Raw genomic sequence first — 18027 nt, forward strand, 5'->3', positions numbered from 1 at the left:
TCAGCCGTGGGCGTTCAGGACGGGGTCACGACGCAACTTGTCGCTTGCCGGGTTCAAGGCCTCGCGCATAAAACCAAAGCCGGTGCGCTTGTCGAGACGGAACAGGGTGTTGGTCACATACACATCGTCACGCACCCCCACCACCTCCAGCACTTCACTGACGCAACGGCGACCATCAGGCATGCGCGTCAGCTGGATAATCACGTCCAGTGCGGCGCAGATCATCTGGCGCAAGGTTTTCTCCGCCACCGTACGCCCGGTCAAACCCACCAGGGTTTCCAGTCGCAGCAGGGCATCCTGTGCGGTGTTGGCGTGGACGGTGCTCATGGAACCATCGTGACCGGTGTTCATCGCGGTCAATACATCGAGCACTTCCACACCGCGGATCTCGCCGAGAATGATGCGGTCCGGACGCATCCGCAGGGCGTTGCGGATCAGGTCGCTGGATTTCACCTCACCATGCCCTTCGGCATTGGGCGGGCGGGTTTCAAGGCGCACCACATGAGGGTGGCCCAACTGCAATTCAGCCACGTCCTCGATGGTGACCAGGCGCTCATGGGGGTTGATCAACTGGCTGAGGATGTTGAGCAGCGTGGTTTTACCGGTACCGGTACCGCCGCTGATCAGGATGTTGCAGCGCTTGCCCACCGCCTCCTGGAAGAATTCAAAGATTGCCTGGTCGATGGTCTGCATGGCCACCAGGTCGCTGCTTTGCAGCATGTCCTTGCGAAATTTCCGGATCGACAGGCACGGGCCATCCAGGGCAATGGGCGGAATGATGGCGTTGACCCGGCTGCCATCGGGCAGGCGCGCATCGACCATCGCCGAGGACTCATCCAGACGCCGCCCCAGGGGCGCCAGAATGCGCTGCATCACCCGTTCCACATGATGGTCATCGATAAAGCGCAGATCGCTCTGGCTAAGTCGACCCTCGCGTTCGACAAACACCCGATGGGGGCCGTTGACCAGAATTTCAGTCACGGCCGGGTCGCGCAGCAGCACTTCGAGGGGGCCGAATCCGGTCAGTTCGTCGACGATCTCCTCGGCCAGACGCTCCATCTCATAACGGGAAATAGCCAGATGCAGGCGCGACACATACTCGGCTACCCGCTCGGTAACAAACTGGGCCAAAGACACCCGGGAACCTTCCAGCAGGTTTTTTCCGGTCTCTTCAATGGCATCGATGATATAGCGGTGCAGCACCAGTTTCAGGCCGTCATGGTCCGCACGACCATCCTTGTACAGGCCTGAGCCAAACAGCTGTTCATTGCTCATTTGGCCCCCCACAGGCGGTTCAGGTTCAGCCAGGTACCCGATTTGGAAGTCGCTTGCTCAGGCACCTGTGAACGCAAGACCAACCGTTCACCGAGTTTTTTCAAAGCCTGGCTCAGGGCTTCGCGCGGGGCCAGGTCAAACAGGGTGGTGGCCTGATTCTTGGCATTGATGCGCAGCTCCGGGCTGGGTGGGAGTGTTGTCAGCACCGGCAGGCCAAAGCTTTTACCCAGGGCATCGGCATTGGGAGCAACGCCACTCATATAGCGGTCGATCAACAAGCCCGTATGCTCGAACTTCATGCCCTTGGCCCGCCAGCGGCTGAGTACGTCGAGATTGCGGCGGCAATCGAGCACGCTTTGGTCGGTGTACCACAGCAGGCTGTCGCAATGGGTGGCAAAGGTACGCAGCGCTTCACTGTCAGGCTGACCGGTGAGGTTGACCACAATATGCTGGAAGTGCTGACGCAAGGCACTGAGCAACATATACAGTTCGGCGGCACTGGTTTGCTCCAGCGGTTCGTCACTGTCACTGTGGGCCAACACCCGCAAGCCACTGGCAGTCTTGGTAAAGGCACTGTCAATCAAGGTGCTGTCCAGGCGCCGCAAATGACGCAGGGCATCACCGAAAAAGAACGAGCTTTCCAGGCCCAGCACGGCCAGGCCATCACCACGGGGCACGCCCAGGTCCAGAAACAGGGTTTTTTGATCGTGCTTTTGCACCACCAGCCCCAGGTGGCTGGCCAGCAATGCACCATCGGCATTGCATTGCGCACTGAACAACACGCTCAGGCCACCCAACTGGGCATTCGGTGCCACAGGTGGCAGGCGCTTGCTCAGGCGCCGCACCAGCCCCGCCACTTCACTGGAGCGCGAACCGTAGGCCACAAAGTCCCTCGCCCCGGCGCGCATGGCATTGAGTACCAGTTGGTTATCCATACCGTCGCCCAGGGCAACGATGGCCAGCATGGGCTTGGCTTCCAGAGCACCTTCAATCAGCGCGCACTGGTTGACTACCTTGTCCCGATCCAGGCCCACAAATATCAGGCCGGCAAACGTCACATCAACCAGGGCCAGCAGTTCATCCAGGCTACTTGTGCCTGCACCCACCACTTGACCCAACGGCGCTAATGCTCCCTGCAGCCACTCAAGATCGGTGTTGTTGCGCGTCAGCGCGAGAAATGTCTGGCTTAGGCTTTGGCTCATTGAGATAACCCGCTACGGCTATTGAATTTGCCGTTCTCCAGGAAATACAGGCGATACCAGTTAGGGTCGTAATTGCGCAATTGCTCCCCGGGCATCGTCGGCAGTGCCGCATTGGCAGCCAGTGGCTGAACCAGATGCGGGGTGACGATCATCAGCAGTTCTTTCTCTTCACGACTGATATTGGAGTCGCGGAAAAAAGCGCCAAGAATCGGAATGTCGCCCAGCCCCGGGAATTTGTTGACCTGGGAGCTGTTGCGCGAACTGATCAAGCCACTGATCACAAAGCTTTCGCCGTCGGCCAGTGAGATGCTGGTATCGGTGCGTCGAACCGTCAGGCCCGGAACCAGGGTGCCGGCGATATTCACCGCATTGGTGTAGTCCAGCTCACTGACTTCGGGGGCCACCTTGAGCATGATGCGATCACGCCCCAGCACGGTCGGGGTCAGCGTGAGGCGGATACCGAACTCCTTGTACTCGATCGACACGTTATCGCTGCCGCTGCTGGGCACCGGGATTGGCACTTCACCACCGGCCAGAAAGGTTGCACTCTGCCCGCTCATGGCCACGAGGCTGGGACGCGCCAGGGTGTAGGCAAAGCCGCTGCCTTCCAGGGCATTGATCATGGCCCTGACCTTGCCGCCGCCAAAGCCGATGTTGAAATACTTGGCGTTGGCCACCGGACCACCGGTGATGATCCCTTCAGCGGTGCTGAGGAATGAGCCCGGCGAGCCGAACAGGAAGTTGCTGCCCATACCGAAGATCGAGGTACTGGCTTCCTGCAGTTTGGTGCGGCTGACTTCGACAAAGCGGATATCGGTTTGCACCTGCACCGGCAAGGTCGGGTCTTCGGAGGGCGGCAACGTCGTACCGGTCAGCCCCGAGGCGGCCTTGCCCTTGACGAAAAGCATGGTCTGGTGCGGCTCTTTCGAGCAGGCACTCCAGACCATCAGGCTGGTGGTGCCCGAGGCAATACCGGTGAGCAAAAAAGCGTTTGGCCCATTGGAGCGAATATCGGCAATGGTGGGGTCGCCCACGGCAATGCGCGAGATGTTCACCGGAAAGCCCATCGCCTTCTGGGCCCCCTGGGCCACTTCCAATACCGAAGGCAATGCGTTGAATGCCGCGCAGTTTTCGCCTGCGGCCAAGGCCATCTCCAGGGGCAAGCTGCTCAGCAGCAGCGTCCAGAAAGCGCGTTTATAAAGTGGAGGGCAACGGTGGCTCATGTTGGTTTTCCTTTCAGATAAGGATTTTTATTGGGCCTACTGCTGAGCCGTTTGATTGCCGCGGATCACTTCAATACCGCGTACCCGAGGGGCGACAGCGGGATTGCTGCTGACTGGCACTCTTGCCGGACTGGCCATGGCTAACTGGTTAAATTGATAAAGACTGCGCTTGGCATTATCAAGATTAGTCGCAGATTCCTGCTCGCCCGCCCAATATTTGCTCAAACGTTGCTCGTCGGCACTGCGCACGGCCAGGCGCAGGGTGCCTGCCTGGGTCGCCAGCATCAGTTGATTGAGAAGCTGCTCGGGAACCGCCAGGACTGCGGATCGCGCATTGATGCGGCTTTGTTCTTGCTTGAGCGCTTCCTCGGCATTTTTCGGCTGGCTGGCCAACTTGCCATCGCTGGTCAAGCCCAGTTCACCCCCCACGCTCAGCACCCGCACTGCCGGCAATACCACCTGGGCCGACTGCTGAGGGTTGCCACTGTCCTGACGCAAAAACAACAGGATATCGACGTAATCACCGGGGCTGAGTTGCCCACCCGCAGCGGACACCTCGTCAATCATGACCCCCAGTGCGCGCTCATCCGGGCGAATCATGCGAGCCAGCGGCCCGCCCACGTCAAAGCTTTGATCACTGAGCCAGGTGCCTGCACTCAGGCTGCGCCACGGGGTGCGGCCCACCGCCTGATCGATGGCAGTCAGGCTGCCAGCGGGGGCGGTACGGAGTTTTTCCAGGGTCAGGTCATCGGCCGTCAAGGCCACATTCGGGGGGACATCGCGAACCAGTACCACCACCGCCTGGCGGGTTTTGTCTTCAACGGCCGCTACACCTTGTTCTACAGACTGAGCCACCGGAACTTCGGCGACCGGCTGCTGTCGACTCAATACCAGCCCCCAGTAACCGGCGGCAATTGCCCCGACAAACAAAATGGCGGCCAGTATCAGACTGCGTCGATTGTTCATGCACAAACTCCCTTTATCACTGCGCACTGCAGACTAAAAAACCCATTCACAATCAGGCAGCTACGAACCTTTAATGCGTTTGAAACCAATCGCTATTTAAAAATAGCTCAGGTAAAGCAAAATGCCATTAGCGAACTAAAAAATCTCTAATCAATTGTGAATAGTTTGATTTGACACGCATTTTTTAAATAGTCATTTGGATTAATACTTTGTGATTAGTCCAATGATACAGTTGTGGGAAAGTCATTTATTGCCAATGCTGTGACTGCAGGTGGGAATCACCCTGCACCCAAGTTACGCAGCGCCCGCCCCGGCGCACTAAGGAGAAGTCAGATGATATTAAATACTGTTCTGAAAGTGTATGTACCTGCCCAGGTATTTGTAGCGCGCCAAGCCAAGTTGTTTGCAAAACGGACCGAAGGCGCTTCGGGTATTGAATATGCAATTATTGCAGCGATGGTGGCGGTGGTTATTGCGGGGCTTTCGCCTGATGTGCAAACTGCAGTTACCGGTATATTTACCAAAATCAAAACTGGTCTAAACCCTCCTGCTTAACACCTCATCGCGGAGCTGTTAAATTCAACCGCTATAAGAGTACTCAACATGCCTCTCTCCCCATCACGCCAACAGCTTCTCCTGGTGGATGACGAAGAGGACGCACTGCTGGAGTTGGCTGAGCTGCTGGAGGGCGAGGGCTTTTGTTGCTATACGGCAACTTCAGTCAAACTCGCCCTTTCGCAGTTGACCCAACATCCGGATATTGCGCTGGTCATCACCGACCTGCGCATGCCGGAAGAGAGCGGTATTGCGCTGATCAAGCGCCTGCGCGAGCACACATCGCGCCAGCATTTGCCGGTGATTGTCATTTCCGGGCACGCCGATATGGACGATGTAAGCGACCTTCTGCGCCTGCAGGTGCTGGACCTGTTTCGCAAACCCATCTACCACGTGCGCCTGCTCGACACCCTCGAAAACCTCTTTCCACAGCCCACACACTTACACCTGGCAAGAACTTGACCCCCATACTATAAAAGCCCGCCCCCCTGACTTGGGGAGGCGGGCTTTTACGGTCACACACTACAACTGATAACTAAAACTCAATGTATATCGCGGCCGGCGATTAAAACTGTCCAGCGCTATATCCGACATGGGCTTGGCAACTTCCAGGGCAACGTTGTAATAGCGCTTGTCACCAAAACGCAAGCCCAGTGCTGCCGAAGACATATCCGAACCTTTTAACGGCAACTCGTTGTACCAGACTTTGGCCCTGTCCACGACGGCATAGGGTTGCAGCAACTTGACCCATTCACCCTCGCGATTGAAGCTGTAGTTAAGTTCGTATGCCGCCCCCCAGCCCTTGTCGCCGGATGCCTGATCGTCCGGGTAGCCGCGACCGAAGTTCTGCCCGCCAAATACCGCCCTTTCGCTGTCAGGCAGGGTGTCGTCACTCCAGTAAAGAGCGCCCGATATCACCCCCTGCCAATTGTCGAAGTAGCCGTTACTCTGCACGCCCGACAGACGCAAACGGAAGAAGTCCAGATCGTACTGCGTGCCGGTCAGGTTGGTCTCGCTCTTGGCACCCATGCCATCTATGCCCTGGTACAAGCCGGCACTGACGATGCGCAGTTGTTTGGCATCGGACTTGCGCCAGTCGCCCTCAAACGCCAGTGCCCGCACGTTGGTTTTGTCACTGATGGTCTGCCCGTAGCCGACGATCTCGTAGTCAGTCTTGTCATTGACCCCGTAGAAACGCGCGGCGGCGCTGAGCCATTGATCCGGAGCAGCAATCAGTGGATGGCTGATACCGATCGAAAAGCGGTCATTCTCGCGATGGGGCTTGAGTTCAAAACCGTCGCTGGTGACGATACTGGTACTTGGATCACTGCGATAACTGGAACCAAACAGGTTCAACTGCGTGCCTTCCGCGTTGAGGTACTGGCTGTAATCAAGGCGGTAGTAGTGCTCCTTGTCATTGCCCGGGGGAAACAACCCGCTCAGGGTCAATTGTTCGGCCATGGCCGTTTGCGAATTGCTGCTGGCCGCCAGCAGCGCCTGGGTGCTGCTGCGATTGCCTTCGACCAGGCTCATGCTGGTGGTGAAGGGCTTGCGGCTGGCACTGATACTCAGCGTCGATGCACCATCGGTGGTGCCGGGTGGTGGCACTTGCGCCTCCAGGGTGACGCCGGGGATGCGGCTCAACAGCGTGCTGTAGCGGTTGAACGTCTTGCGGGTCAGCGGGCGTTCGCCCTTGAGCTTATCGACCAGCTCATCCACAAACCCTTTGACCCGCCCGATATCGCCGTCAACCTTGTACTCGCTGATATAGCCTTCAACCAGCACCACACGCACCAGGCCCTGGTCGAAGTTCTGCTGAGGCAAAAACGCATAGGACAATAAATAGCCATCGTCCTGGTAACGCTTGGTGATCTTGCGTGTGGCCTCGATCAGTTCGGCCAGGGTGATTTCATGGCCCAGCAGCGGTTTGTACACCGCCCCCAGCTCTGGCAACGGATAGATCGTGCCACCTTCGATCTGCAACTTGCGAATGGTCAGGCGGGTACCCATTTCCAGTGGCCGGGGTTGTGCAGCCGCCGGCTTGGGTAGCTCCAGCGCAGGCGCCGCAGGGCGATAGGCATCCACCGGCAGGTTGGGCGTGGGCAGGGTTTGCATGCTGTCATTGCTGTTGAGAAAACGCGGAAGGGTCTCGGCACCCGCGTACGGGGCCAGAGCCAACAACAAAAAGGGAACGCAATTACGCATAGGACACTCCATGTTCAACTACGGCGACATAACGAAGGGCTTTATTTTTAGAATGCTTTGCAAAGCGGCCCGAGCATCAGTCCTACAATCTGCACATGAAAAAAGACGAGAGACTCATCTGAATCTCTCGTCCCAACCAAGCGTAGGCGCTGTAGGTAAGGCCGTCGAACCGGCCAGGTGCAATATTCTTCAGTTATTTCTTGCCCAAGTTGCCCAGCCCGCCAACCACGCCCCCAAGTACCCCGCCCAGACCGCCTGTACCAGCGCCCGCGGCTCCTGCTGTTGTATCGGCAGTGTTGTTGACTGAGTCCACTTTGACACCCAGCAAGCCGCCAAGACCACCAACTACCCCACCGACGACACCGCCAACACCACCGACTGCACCTGCACCTGCACTTGCACTTGCACTTGCACCTGTAGTGTCAGCACCAGCTCCGACACTGCCGCCAGTGCTTGCCCCCACACCCAGACCGCCCAGCAGACCGCCAACCCCGGCGCCTACACCAGCGCCTGCACCGGCCCCCGCACCTGCGCTCACACCACCTGTACTAACCCCGGCACCGGCACCTACACCGGCCCCGGCGCTTGCGCCCACACCCAGCCCGCCCAGCAGACCACCCAGCCCTGTCCCGGTACCAGTACCGCTGCCTGTGGAGCCCGCTGCCGGATTCACGTAGCCGCCAGCCTTGTCAACCGCACCGCCTACACCGGTCAGCACACCACCCACCAGAGAAGTCACCGGGTTGTCGCCGCCGGTAGCTGTCACCTTGTCGCCGAGGCCGCTCACGGTGCCGCCTACTTTGTTCAGCAGACCATCTACCGGTGCCCCCAGCCCTGTGGTGGTACCCACTTTGCCCGTGACGTTCTCGACCAGGGAAATCACCGGCACCAGCACCTTGTCATTTACGCCGCCGGTCAAGGCGCCCAGCTTGCCACTGCTCACATCGGTGGTCAGGGTATTGCCGATCATGGTCACCGTGGTGCCCACTTTGTTGACCAGCCCGCCCGTGGTATCAGTCACCTTGCCAACCACGCCACCCACCAGCGGAATCTGGCTGATCGGGGTGTTGTCCAGCACGGTGCTCAGACCGGTACCCACTGACGAAACGCCTTTGCCTACATCACCAACCGCGTTGGTAACACCACCGACAGTCAGGCCGAGGGAGTTCTTGTCGGTACCCAGCGAGCCCAGGCCACCAGTAATACCATCTGTTACGGAGGTCACGGCATTGCCGGTATTGGTCACCAGGCCGCCAGCCACGGTACCGACCACAGGCACGGTGCTCAGGGTGCCACCAACCCCGCTGACAGTGGTGCCCACGCCGCCAAGGGCGCTGCCGACCTGACCTGCGACCTGACCTGTAACCAGAGGAGTTGTGCCTGTACCGCCTGTGCCGCCTGTGCCTCCGCCAGTGCCGCCACCGGTTCCACCGCCTGTACCACCGCCTGTACCACCACCAGTACCGCCGCCTGTACCACCGCCTGTACCACCACCAGTTCCACCGCCAGTACCGCCGTCTGTACCACCACCAGTTCCACCGCCAGTGCCGCCGTCTGTACCACCACCGGTACCGCCGCCAGTGCCGCCGTCTGTGCCACCGCCTGTACCACCGTCAGTCCCGCCGTCAGTGCCACCGCCAGTACCTGCGTCAGTACCGGTATCACTGCTGGCTACATAGCTCTTGTGGCCGCCACCGCCGCCGCTGCAGCCAGCCAGGCTGACAGTCATGACCAAGAGGAGCGCTGTGCTGGTTTTCAGAAAAAGTTGAGTATTCATGATTAAGTCCCTTGCACCTGTTATGCCTGAGTTCGAAGTTCCCTGCTCTGTGTCGGGGATACGTTCGTCCGTTGGGTACATAACAACGCCGCGGGCCTTATCAAACAATTCACAACTTGGTATTAACCCCTTATATAAAACACCTTGCCCCCTTCTTGATGATTAATACTTTGGTTTTAAATGCCAGTAAAAAAACCATATATATCAACGCCATTACTTCCCCGAAAAAACACTGCCAGCAGCGACTCTACTTTAGGTATAAGCATAATTGACGGGTTTCAAGTTGATATTCAGTGCGTAAAACAGGCACAAAGAGGGGCTGTTACTCCACCACACTGAACTCGACACGGGCAGTTTGCCCGCTTTCATCGAGCACGCTCAGCTCATAACGCCCTGGTAGTTCCAGGCTGGTGTTGAATACCTCTGGTTGTGCACTGTCGCCCAGTGGCGCGCCATTGATAAACCACCAGCGCCGACCTTCACCGCCCAAGGCCGATAGCGCCAGGCGCAATATCGCCTGGCTGGCAGCAGGACGGCGCAGTCGGTCGCCGTCACGTACACCGACAATCGACAGCGGGGTCAGCGCACTCAAGGCCGGTGGCGGGCATTGTGTGGAAGCCTCAGGCAACCGCGCTTCACGTCGCTCTACCCGGGGTAGCCAGGGCTCAAGGGGGGCTGGCCACAATGCCACCTCGTGTTGTTGCCCGTCGGCGCATTGCGGGCCAACACGCAAGCCTTGCGGATTGACCCGGATGATTTCGCGCAGGCCCACACCCAGAGGTTGATCCGCCGCCAGCAAGGTCGGCGGCGTGGTGTGATCCAGGGTCCAGGCAAACCGCTGGCGACGACAATTGGCATCGCTCTTGTTCATGGGCTGCCCCAATGGCCAGCAAATCGCTGCCACCCCAACACTGTCCGGCACCGCCTGTACTGGCGCGACAATGCCACGCTGGTTGTCGCGGTTGCTCAATACGTCGTGGACTTGCAGCATCAAGGGAGCCGCCGACGCCAGGCCGAACTGCCCCGGCACGGGGGTTCCATCCGGGCGACCGATCCACACACCGATCAGGTAACGCGGCCCAACACCGATCGCCAGCGCATCGCGAAAGCCATAACTGGTACCGGTCTTCCAGGCCAGTTGCGGGCGCAGCACCAGGTCGGCATGGGGGTCGCGGTCAGGGCGCGCCTGCCCGCTGAGGATGCGCCGTATCACCCATGCCGCCCCCGGCGACAGCATGCGCCGCTCGCGCAGTTCGTCGTCGGGTTGCAGCCGCAGGTTGGCGCTGCGCCCTTCACGTGCCAGGGCGCTGTAACCGCTGACCAGATCTTCCAGACGGCTGCCGGCGCCGCCCAGAATCAGCGCCAGATTGGGCTCGGCCAGTGCTGGCAAACTCAAGGGCACGCCACCGTTGCGCATATCGGCGGCAAAACGCTTGGGCCCATAGGCTTCAAGCAGTTGTACAGCGGGCAAGTTGAGCGAAGTGACCAGCGCGGCACTGGCCGATACCGGCCCGCTGAAACCCATGGAGAAGTTGCCCGGACGATAGTCGCCATAACGCCGCGGCACATCCTGCAGCAGCGATTCAGAGTGAATCAGCCCAGCATCCATGGCCATGCCGTACAAAAACGGCTTGAGGGTCGAGCCCGGCGAGCGCATGGCGGTGATCATGTCGACATGGCCAAAGCGGCGTGCATCGTTGATGTCCACCGACCCCAGATAGGCGCGTACGGCCATGTTTTCGGTTTCGACCACCACAATGGCCGCCGAGGTGTGATCGGGCAAACGGGCGCGCCAGCCCAGCAGCAAGTCTTCGAGGCGACGCTGCAAACTGGCGTCGATCATGGTACGGATCAGTGGCGGGCTGCCGGGGCGGTTAAGGCGTCGCGCCAGCAAGGGTGCAAGGCTCGGTTCAAGGCGCGGTGCCAGCAGCAGCGGCTCCTCCAGAGCTTCATCCACCGCCGGCTGTGGCCACACCTGATATTCGGCCAGGCGACGCAGCACCTTGTCCCGAGCCACTTGTGCGCGTTGCGGGTGACGGTCGGGGCGCAAGCGGCTCGGCGCTTGTGGCAACACGGCGAGCAGGGCTGCCTCTGACCGGGTGAGCTGTTGCGGCGCTTTGCCCAGATAGGCCCAACTGGCCGCAGCAACACCCTGCAGGGTACCGCCAAATGGCGCGCGATTGAGGTACAGCTCAAGAATCTGCGGCTTGCTCAGATGCCATTCCAGCTGAGCGGTGCGCCATAGCTGACGCAATTTGCCAGGCAACGTCCGCTCATGGGGATCGAGCAGGCGTGCAACCTGCATCGACAACGTGCTACCGCCTGATAACACCCGCCCGCCGCTAAGGTTTTGCCAGGCCGCACGGCCCAGCGCCAGCGGGTTGACCCCGGGGTGTTGAAAGAACCAGCGGTCCTCGTAGGTCAGCAAGGCATCCAGGTACAGCGGCGACACGTCTTCGACATGCACCGGGTAGCGCCACACACCGTTGGCATCGGCAAAGCGCCACAGTGGCGTGCCGTCTTCGGCCAGGACAACGCGGGCCTGGTCATCCTTGGGCAACGGCAGCGGCCAGATCCTGTCAGCCAGCCACAGCAACGTACACAGCGCCAGCAGGCCGCCAGCCGTCCAACCCAGTAATTTTTTGATCCCTGGCCCCACTCAAACTCACTCGCTACGCAACTTGCACCATGAATGGATGCCTAATGTGTATATCTGGCACAGTGGCCACCTTACTCATCGGAACCTGACCATGCACGTCGAAAGTTTTATTGGAAATCTTGGCCTGTGGCTGGGCACGCTGGTGCGTTTTATCGTCGAGACCCTGAACGGCCTGTTCGGCACCATCACTGAGGCAGGCAGCAACTTTGTCGACGGCATGGCCCGGGCGTTGGGCATGGACACCTCGATCATAAGCATTGCGGTGTTGATCATCGGCCTGTTGTTTTTGTACAACGCCGTGCGCGCCTTTATCCGCGCCTCGATCATCGGCGGTGTGATCTGGCTGGTGCTGGGGCTGTGGCTCTTGAGCTGGATCATCAGTTGAGCTCTTACTCCTGTGGGAGCGATGCGCCAAACCTGTAGCCGCTTTAGCCGCTTTAGCCGCTGTGGCGGTTTAAGCGGTACATCGGGTACATATCCAGCATCTGCGGTTAACTGAAGTATCGGTTTCGCCCTTACGGCGAGTCCCTTTTTGAAGGACCAAAAAGGAACCAAAAAGTCCTCGCCCTACCATACGGCCGACTCGCCAAGGCTCGCCGGTTCCCTCTCTCCGGCACTGTTATGGGGGCACGCCGCGACGGGCCATCCATGGCCCATCGCGGCTGGCGCGGCGTCCTGCCGCGCCACCCCCATAACAGCACCTGCGTTCGGCCTTCTGTGAGGGGCATTCGCGTCGCCTGCACAATCGAGTGGCAACAACAAAAGCAAAAGCAAAAGCAAAAGCAAAAAATTTAACCAACACCAACTCTTGTGGGAGCGGGCCTGCCCGCGATGCCAGCACTTTGTTCCTCCAGATAGAACGAGGTGCCTGCATCGCGGGCAAGCCCGGCTCCCACAGGGAAATATGTCGGTCGCAGATCCTGTATTCAAACAGGCCGGCCGGTCGGCCGCCTCGACGGCTGTTGATCTACCCGCCCCATCGGGAGGCCGAGTGGAGGTTCTGCGCAGTGGGCCTCCCGGCATGGATGCCGGGAGAGCCGCGATGGGCCAAGGATGGCCCGTGGCGGCGTGCCCACGGAGCGGGACCGGAGCGAGGGAACCTGAGCGCAGCGAAGGCCGGACGCCAGGGGCAAGCCTTTTTGGTTACTTTTTCGGCGTCTGGAAAAAGTGACTCGCCGTAAGGGCGAAACCAATATCCCGTTTAAACGCGAATGCCGGATATGTACCCGGTGTACCTGCTAAACCCTACCGCGGCCACAGACCTAACGCCCCTTGATCACCATCTCCCCCACCGCATCCCCCACGGCCTGCCAGTTGGGCCGGTACATCGACTCCACTTGCGGCGGCGGTACCCGGTAGGTACCCGGAGTCACTGCACGGGCCAGGTACAGCAGGTGCGTGGTCCCGTAGCCATCCAGTTTGACTGCCGCCACATAACGATCATCCCGATACTCCTGATGCTGCACGCTGGCGTTCTGCATCGACTCGCGCCATTGCTTCACTTGAGTACTGGCGTTTTCAAGGCTGGCCGCGCTCTGCCCCAGGTTCTGGTTTTCCAGCTCCAGGCCTGCCGGCAGCAAATCCACCACCAGCGCATCAGGCACTTGCTGCTTGGCCGTCACGGCCAGATGCACCAGCACCAGATCACCACTTTTCAGCGCCTTGAGATCCAGCGGCTCACCGTTCATACCCAGGTAGTCGCGGCGAATGCTCATGTTTTCGCCGCCCGCCGCCGGGGCGTGCTGTGGATAACCCGAAATCGTCAGCTGTTGATAAATCGGCGCGCTGCCTGCGTTACGCAGGCTCAGGGGCGAGGCTAGCAGCGGCCCGTCGAGCTTGAGCCCTGAGCGGGCGTTGTTCAGCTCGCGGGTCTGATCGCCACTGGTGAGTTGCGCACTCCAGCTGGCCTCAGGCTTGCCCAGCAAATCGCGACCGGCGAGGAACAGTGAATTGCGTTCCTGGGTCGACAGCCACTGACTCGCCGCCAGTTGATCGGACAGGTCGAACAGTCGCTGTTCACGCTGACCACTCATCAGGTTGTTCTCTTCCAGCAAGGCCAGAATCAACGCCTGATCGCGCAGCGGGCTGCCGTAGTCGCCCAGCCATTGATCAGCCTTGCGCTTCGCCGCCAACCCCGCCACCAACGCTTGATCGGCGCGCGGTTGATCGCCCATTTTCTGCAGGGCAATGGCCAACTGCACCAGAGGCAAACCGGAACGGGCATCGCTGCGGCGCTCAAAAATGCTGCGCAGCGCACCCAGCGGCGCCTGTTGGCTTCGGGCCAGGACCAGCGCTGCATAGGCCTGTACGGCAAAGCGGGTGTGGTCGAGGTTGTCGCTGTAGTCGGCCTCGATCAGGTTGCGTTCCTGCACATAACGCAGCAACCGCTCGCTGGCCTTTTTCAGCGCCTCGGGAGGTACCGCGTAGCCTTGATCGCGGGCGCGCAGCAGGAAGTCGGTGATATAGGCTGTGAGCCAGTACTCTTCCTGACCGTCCGCGCCCCACAGGCCAAAACTGCCGTTGTAGCGCTGCATGCCCAGCAGGCGCTCGATACCCAACTCGATTTTGCGTTTGCGCTCGGTGTCCGGCTCGCCTTCAAGGCCCAGGCGTTTGAGCAGGGCTGCATCGGCATACAGAGCCGGGTACAGGCCGCTGGTGGTTTGCTCGGAACAGCCATACGGGTAAGCCTTAAGCGCACGAATCTGCTCGCCAAGATTCAGCGGCGGGCGGCTCGACAAGCTGAGCAAGGCTTCACGCCCGGCCGGTTCAAAGGCTTGCAGCTCGCCCTCGGGCAGGCTCCAGGGCTGGTCGTTGAGCACACCACGGTAATGCTTTAGCAATGCTGGATACGCCGGGCGCACCCCCAACGTCCATTCGCGGGTGAACGGCGCCAGGGTTTCACCCGGCAGGTCCAGACCATTGACCGTCACCTTGACCACACCGGTGCCATACCCGCCCAGCGCCTTGACCGGAACCTGCAAGGTACTGCGCTGGCCGGGGCTGAGTGTCAGGTTCTGTGTCGCGTCACCCAGCAGGCTCAGTTGCCCCTCGGTGTTAAGGTTCACGTGCAGCGTTTGCGGCTTGTCGGTGAGGTTGGACAGGTCCAGCGCCAGCCGCGTCTCGTCGCCACCGGCCAGAAAGCGCGGCGCAGCCAGCTCGGCCACCAATGGTGCTGCGACCACGGTTCTGGCCTCGGCCATGCCGTAGCGATCGTCGGTCCAGGCTTGTGCCATCAAGCGCAACTCGCCGTTGAAGTCAGGGATATCCACACTGACTTCACCTTCGCCCTGCTCGTTGAGCGTCACCGGTGCACTTTGCAGCGCCACGATGGTGACACTGGTGGCAGGTCGCTTGCCGCCCTTGGCCAGTGCCGCATCGCCGCCGAACGCCAGGCTGGCCAGACGGCCCTGCCCGGCCTCAATCAACTGCCCGTAAATATCCAGCTGATCCGCCCCATAGGCCTTGCGCCCGAACAGGCTGGTGAACGGGTCGGGGGTCGGGTACTCAGTGATATTGAGCACGCCCACATCCACGGCAGCCAGCAGTACATGGGCCTGTTTGGGAATGCTGCCATCGGCATTTTTAGCCGAGAGCTTCACCGTCAGAGGTTGCTTGGGACGCATTTTTTCAGGGGCATCCAGCGTAAGAGCCAACTTGCGCTGGCTGCGATCGATGGGCAGGTGCAGCACCCCTACAGCACGCTTGGGAGTGATATTGGTCTTGCGTTCACCGGGGCGGATCACCAGTGCACTGATATACAGGTCATGCCGGGCCCAGCTCGGGTCGAGTCTGATTTCGTAGGCCTTGCCCTCGGCCGGCACTTCGATTTCCTGCCACCACAACGGGCCATCGCTGCCTTCAACCAGCAAGTAGCCCTTGCCAGCCGCAGGTGGCGTGACCGTGACCTTGGCCGTATCGCCATCGGCATAAGCGGCCTTGTCCAGCGCCAGCTTGACCTGGTCGGGGCGCACGGCACCGCCTTCGGCGTTGTCCTGGGCACGATAACCGGCCCAGAAGCGCAGGCTGCTGATCAAGCCGGTTTGCGGGTCTTCAACCTCTACGCGGTAAGGGCCCCACTCCACCGGAAAGCTGACCTTGGCGGTTTCGCCCGCCTTGAGGCTGAGGGTCTCTTCGTTGAGGTTCAGAAACTTCTCGTTGTAGTGATAACTCCAGCCGTCGTTGTCCGAGTAGTTCCAGTAGTAATCGCGGCGTTCACGCACCAGACGCACCTTGAGGTTGTCGGCCGCCAATTTGTTGCCCTGGCTGTCAGCAACCAGCAGCTCGAACTCAACCGGGCCGTCGCCATCGGTTTCAGCACCGTCAAACAGGCCGCGCAGCCCCGGCAGACGGTCTGCCGGCCATACCGGCTGCACCAGGCGACGGGTAATCGGGCGCCCGCCCGACTCCTGCAAACTGGCCTGCACAATCAGTTGCAACGGCGATTTGGCATCGCTCCATTGACTGTCAATGCTGAGGGTTTGCTTGCCGTCGGCGTTGAGCACGCTTTCGTCCAGCTCCAGATCCTGGGTCAGCTCCGGTTCTGTCACCGAACCGAACTGATAGCCCGGCAAGGCACTGACCGCCTCGCGCAATGGCCGCACATAGACCTGCCCGCTCAAGCGGTTACCGGCTGCCGGAGCACCGTACAGGTAACGCCCCGCAACCTGGATTTCAGCGGTTTGCCCGGGGCTCAGCGGGGTATCGCTGCCCTTGAGTTCAAGTGCCATGCGCTCGGGTAAAAAGTCCTCGACCAAAAACTCGTACAGCTGCGGCTTGCCGTCACCAAAGTCGAACACCAGCTGCCAGCGCCCGGTCGGCGCTTCGGCGGCCAGTTGCAGCGGGTACTGATAAAGACCGGAAGCATCCGGCGTCCAGACGAACTTGCGGCTCACCTGCTCGTCCGGGCGACGCACCTCGACGCTGACCGGCTGCGGCTTGACCGGGTTGCCGTCGCGGTCGCGCAGCAAGGCATTGAGCAGCACGGTTTCGCCGGGGCGATACAGATCACGGGGGCCAAATACAAAGAACTGCAACGGATGCGCCTGCGGGCCGCCGATATCGAATTCGGCCAGATTCAGCGCCGCCGTGTTCAAGCGCAACAGGCTGGTCTGGTCGCCCTGGCGCGCCAGCAGCACTTCGGCCTTGGGTGGCAAGGCCAGCTCGGCATGCCCGTCCTTGCCCGTCTTGCCCTGGCCAAGCATCTTGCCCTTGCCATCAAGCAACTCGAGATCGATGCCGCTCAGTGCACTGCCACCTTCCAGGGCCTGTGTGAACACATCCAGGCGCTTTTGGTAGCGATGCACCGAAAGGCCGATATCGCTGAGGGTAAACAAGGTGGCTGGGGTCGAATAGTTGTAACTGCCAGAGGCGGTCATCACCGCCAGATAAACTCCCGGCTGCTGCAAGGGCTTGATCCCGGCCGTGGGCAGGATCAGGGTTTCCCGGGTATTGCGCGCCGGGTTCAAGTCAAAACGGCCGCTGTAAACCAGATCGGCCATATTCAGCAGATCCCTGGCTTCGTAGCTTTGCAGGCTGCTGTTGCGCCCCCACTGGCTGAGAAACGCCGGCAGCGACTCGGGTTTGACCCGAAAGAACTCGACATCGACCTTGTCGACGTTCAGCGCGATCACCGGCAGACCTTCGGCCAGGCGCGTGGGCAGCAGGTTGCCACGGCTGGCGAAGCCGACCGTGGGTTGCAGGTCGCGGGTTTCCAGGCGACTGACGTATTCGGCGGCGAGCTTGGCATCGTTGACGGCGCGCAGGCCGGGGTCGACGGTAAGGATCAGCTTGCGCTGCGGCTCAAGGTGGCGCAGGCGCAACTCCATCAGGTTGTCCGACAGCTCCCAGGCGCCATCGACCTTACCGGTTTTGGCGTCCACCAGATGCAGTTTGTCGGTGAAGTTCTGCTGCGGGTCCAGGGGCACCGAGAAACTCACGGACAAGGTACTGGCCCCGTCCAGCTGCACTTCAGAGACGTCTACCACACTCAACTCGCGCCCGGCATAACGCCCGGCCAGCACTTTGACGTCCTGTACCGGTTTAGCCGGCTGGCTCGTGGCCACCTGTGGCGTGGCGGGTTTGTCGACGCTGGAAGAATCACAAGCGCTCAGCAGCGCCAGCGTGCAGGCCAAAAGCAGTCCTTTGTTCAGCATGGTGTACTCGTTT

General features: G+C 60.4%; 12 protein-coding genes. 3 read left to right on the plus strand and 9 right to left on the minus strand.

The window, feature by feature from the left end; genetic code table 11:
- The 4 genes from V6L81_RS00345 to cpaB are packed head-to-tail and all read right to left on the minus strand — an operon-like array spanning position 1 to position 4666.
- Positions 1–1275 (minus strand): CpaF family protein, encoded by a 1275-nt coding sequence (locus tag V6L81_RS00345; RefSeq protein WP_338660392.1) that lies wholly within the window; start codon positions 1273–1275, stop codon positions 1–3.
- Positions 1272–2477 (minus strand): pilus assembly protein, encoded by a 1206-nt coding sequence (locus V6L81_RS00350; RefSeq protein WP_095001046.1) that lies wholly within the window; start codon positions 2475–2477, stop codon positions 1272–1274. The genes V6L81_RS00345 and V6L81_RS00350 overlap by 4 nt, the downstream gene beginning before the upstream one ends.
- Positions 2474–3700, minus strand: a complete 1227-nt coding sequence (locus V6L81_RS00355) for a type II and III secretion system protein family protein (protein WP_338660393.1) — start codon at positions 3698–3700, stop codon at positions 2474–2476. The genes V6L81_RS00350 and V6L81_RS00355 overlap by 4 nt, the downstream gene beginning before the upstream one ends.
- A 36-nt stretch (positions 3701–3736) precedes the next feature.
- Positions 3737–4666: a Flp pilus assembly protein CpaB gene (gene cpaB, locus V6L81_RS00360; protein ID WP_095001044.1), complete on the minus strand. Its 930-nt coding sequence runs from the start codon at positions 4664–4666 to the stop codon at positions 3737–3739.
- A 333-nt stretch (positions 4667–4999) separates the two neighbouring features.
- Here cpaB and V6L81_RS00365 point away from each other — a divergent pair, with 333 nt between their 5' ends.
- Together V6L81_RS00365 and V6L81_RS00370 are read left to right on the plus strand one after the other, a co-directional pair.
- Positions 5000–5221 carry a Flp family type IVb pilin gene (locus V6L81_RS00365; RefSeq protein WP_095020821.1) on the plus strand — a complete coding sequence of 74 codons (222 nt, stop codon included), beginning with the start codon at positions 5000–5002 and terminating at the stop codon, positions 5219–5221.
- A gap of 48 nt (positions 5222–5269) precedes the next feature.
- Positions 5270–5683, plus strand: coding sequence for a response regulator (locus V6L81_RS00370; RefSeq protein ID WP_095001042.1), 414 nt, complete (start codon positions 5270–5272; stop codon positions 5681–5683).
- A gap of 60 nt (positions 5684–5743) precedes the next feature.
- Here the strand turns inward: V6L81_RS00370 and V6L81_RS00375 are convergent, their stop codons facing one another.
- The 4 genes from V6L81_RS00375 to pbpC form a co-directional block, all read right to left on the minus strand.
- A complete protein-coding gene (locus V6L81_RS00375) occupies positions 5744–7426 on the minus strand; it encodes a ShlB/FhaC/HecB family hemolysin secretion/activation protein (protein WP_095001041.1) in 1683 nt (560 codons plus the stop codon).
- 193 nt (positions 7427–7619) lie between these two features.
- Positions 7620–8747, minus strand: coding sequence for a collagen-like triple helix repeat-containing protein (locus tag V6L81_RS00380; protein WP_338660394.1), 1128 nt, complete (start codon positions 8745–8747; stop codon positions 7620–7622).
- Complete coding sequence (locus V6L81_RS00385; protein WP_338660395.1) at positions 8711–9091, minus strand: hypothetical protein; 381 nt, start codon at positions 9089–9091, stop codon at positions 8711–8713. The genes V6L81_RS00380 and V6L81_RS00385 overlap by 37 nt, the downstream gene beginning before the upstream one ends.
- A 434-nt stretch (positions 9092–9525) precedes the next feature.
- Positions 9526–11862 carry a peptidoglycan glycosyltransferase PbpC gene (gene pbpC / locus V6L81_RS00390; RefSeq protein WP_404824647.1) on the minus strand — a complete coding sequence of 779 codons (2337 nt, stop codon included), beginning with the start codon at positions 11860–11862 and terminating at the stop codon, positions 9526–9528.
- A 91-nt stretch (positions 11863–11953) separates the two neighbouring features.
- On the opposite strand from pbpC, the gene V6L81_RS00395 reads away from it, so the two are divergent.
- A complete protein-coding gene (locus V6L81_RS00395) occupies positions 11954–12247 on the plus strand; it encodes a hypothetical protein (protein WP_095001099.1) in 294 nt (97 codons plus the stop codon).
- An 877-nt stretch (positions 12248–13124) separates the two neighbouring features.
- Here V6L81_RS00395 and V6L81_RS00400 read toward each other — a convergent pair.
- Positions 13125–18014: an alpha-2-macroglobulin gene (locus V6L81_RS00400; RefSeq protein WP_338660396.1), complete on the minus strand. Its 4890-nt coding sequence runs from the start codon at positions 18012–18014 to the stop codon at positions 13125–13127.
- Between the last annotated feature and the right edge of the window lie 13 nt (positions 18015–18027).

This window comes from Pseudomonas bubulae (assembly GCF_037023725.1).
GTDB lineage: Bacteria > Pseudomonadota > Gammaproteobacteria > Pseudomonadales > Pseudomonadaceae > Aquipseudomonas > Aquipseudomonas bubulae.

Coding starts and splice junctions, on each gene's coding strand:
- cpaB (WP_095001044.1), bottom strand. CDS start 4,666: ATGAACAATCGACGCAGTCTGATACTGGCCGCCATTTTGTTTGTCGGG.
- V6L81_RS00350 (WP_095001046.1), bottom strand. CDS start 2,477: ATGAGCCAAAGCCTAAGCCAGACATTTCTCGCGCTGACGCGCAACAAC.
- V6L81_RS00355 (WP_338660393.1), bottom strand. CDS start 3,700: ATGAGCCACCGTTGCCCTCCACTTTATAAACGCGCTTTCTGGACGCTG.
- V6L81_RS00370 (WP_095001042.1), top strand. CDS start 5,270: ATGCCTCTCTCCCCATCACGCCAACAGCTTCTCCTGGTGGATGACGAA.
- V6L81_RS00345 (WP_338660392.1), bottom strand. CDS start 1,275: ATGAGCAATGAACAGCTGTTTGGCTCAGGCCTGTACAAGGATGGTCGT.
- V6L81_RS00400 (WP_338660396.1), bottom strand. CDS start 18,014: ATGCTGAACAAAGGACTGCTTTTGGCCTGCACGCTGGCGCTGCTGAGC.
- V6L81_RS00365 (WP_095020821.1), top strand. CDS start 5,000: ATGATATTAAATACTGTTCTGAAAGTGTATGTACCTGCCCAGGTATTT.
- V6L81_RS00395 (WP_095001099.1), top strand. CDS start 11,954: ATGCACGTCGAAAGTTTTATTGGAAATCTTGGCCTGTGGCTGGGCACG.
- V6L81_RS00375 (WP_095001041.1), bottom strand. CDS start 7,426: ATGCGTAATTGCGTTCCCTTTTTGTTGTTGGCTCTGGCCCCGTACGCG.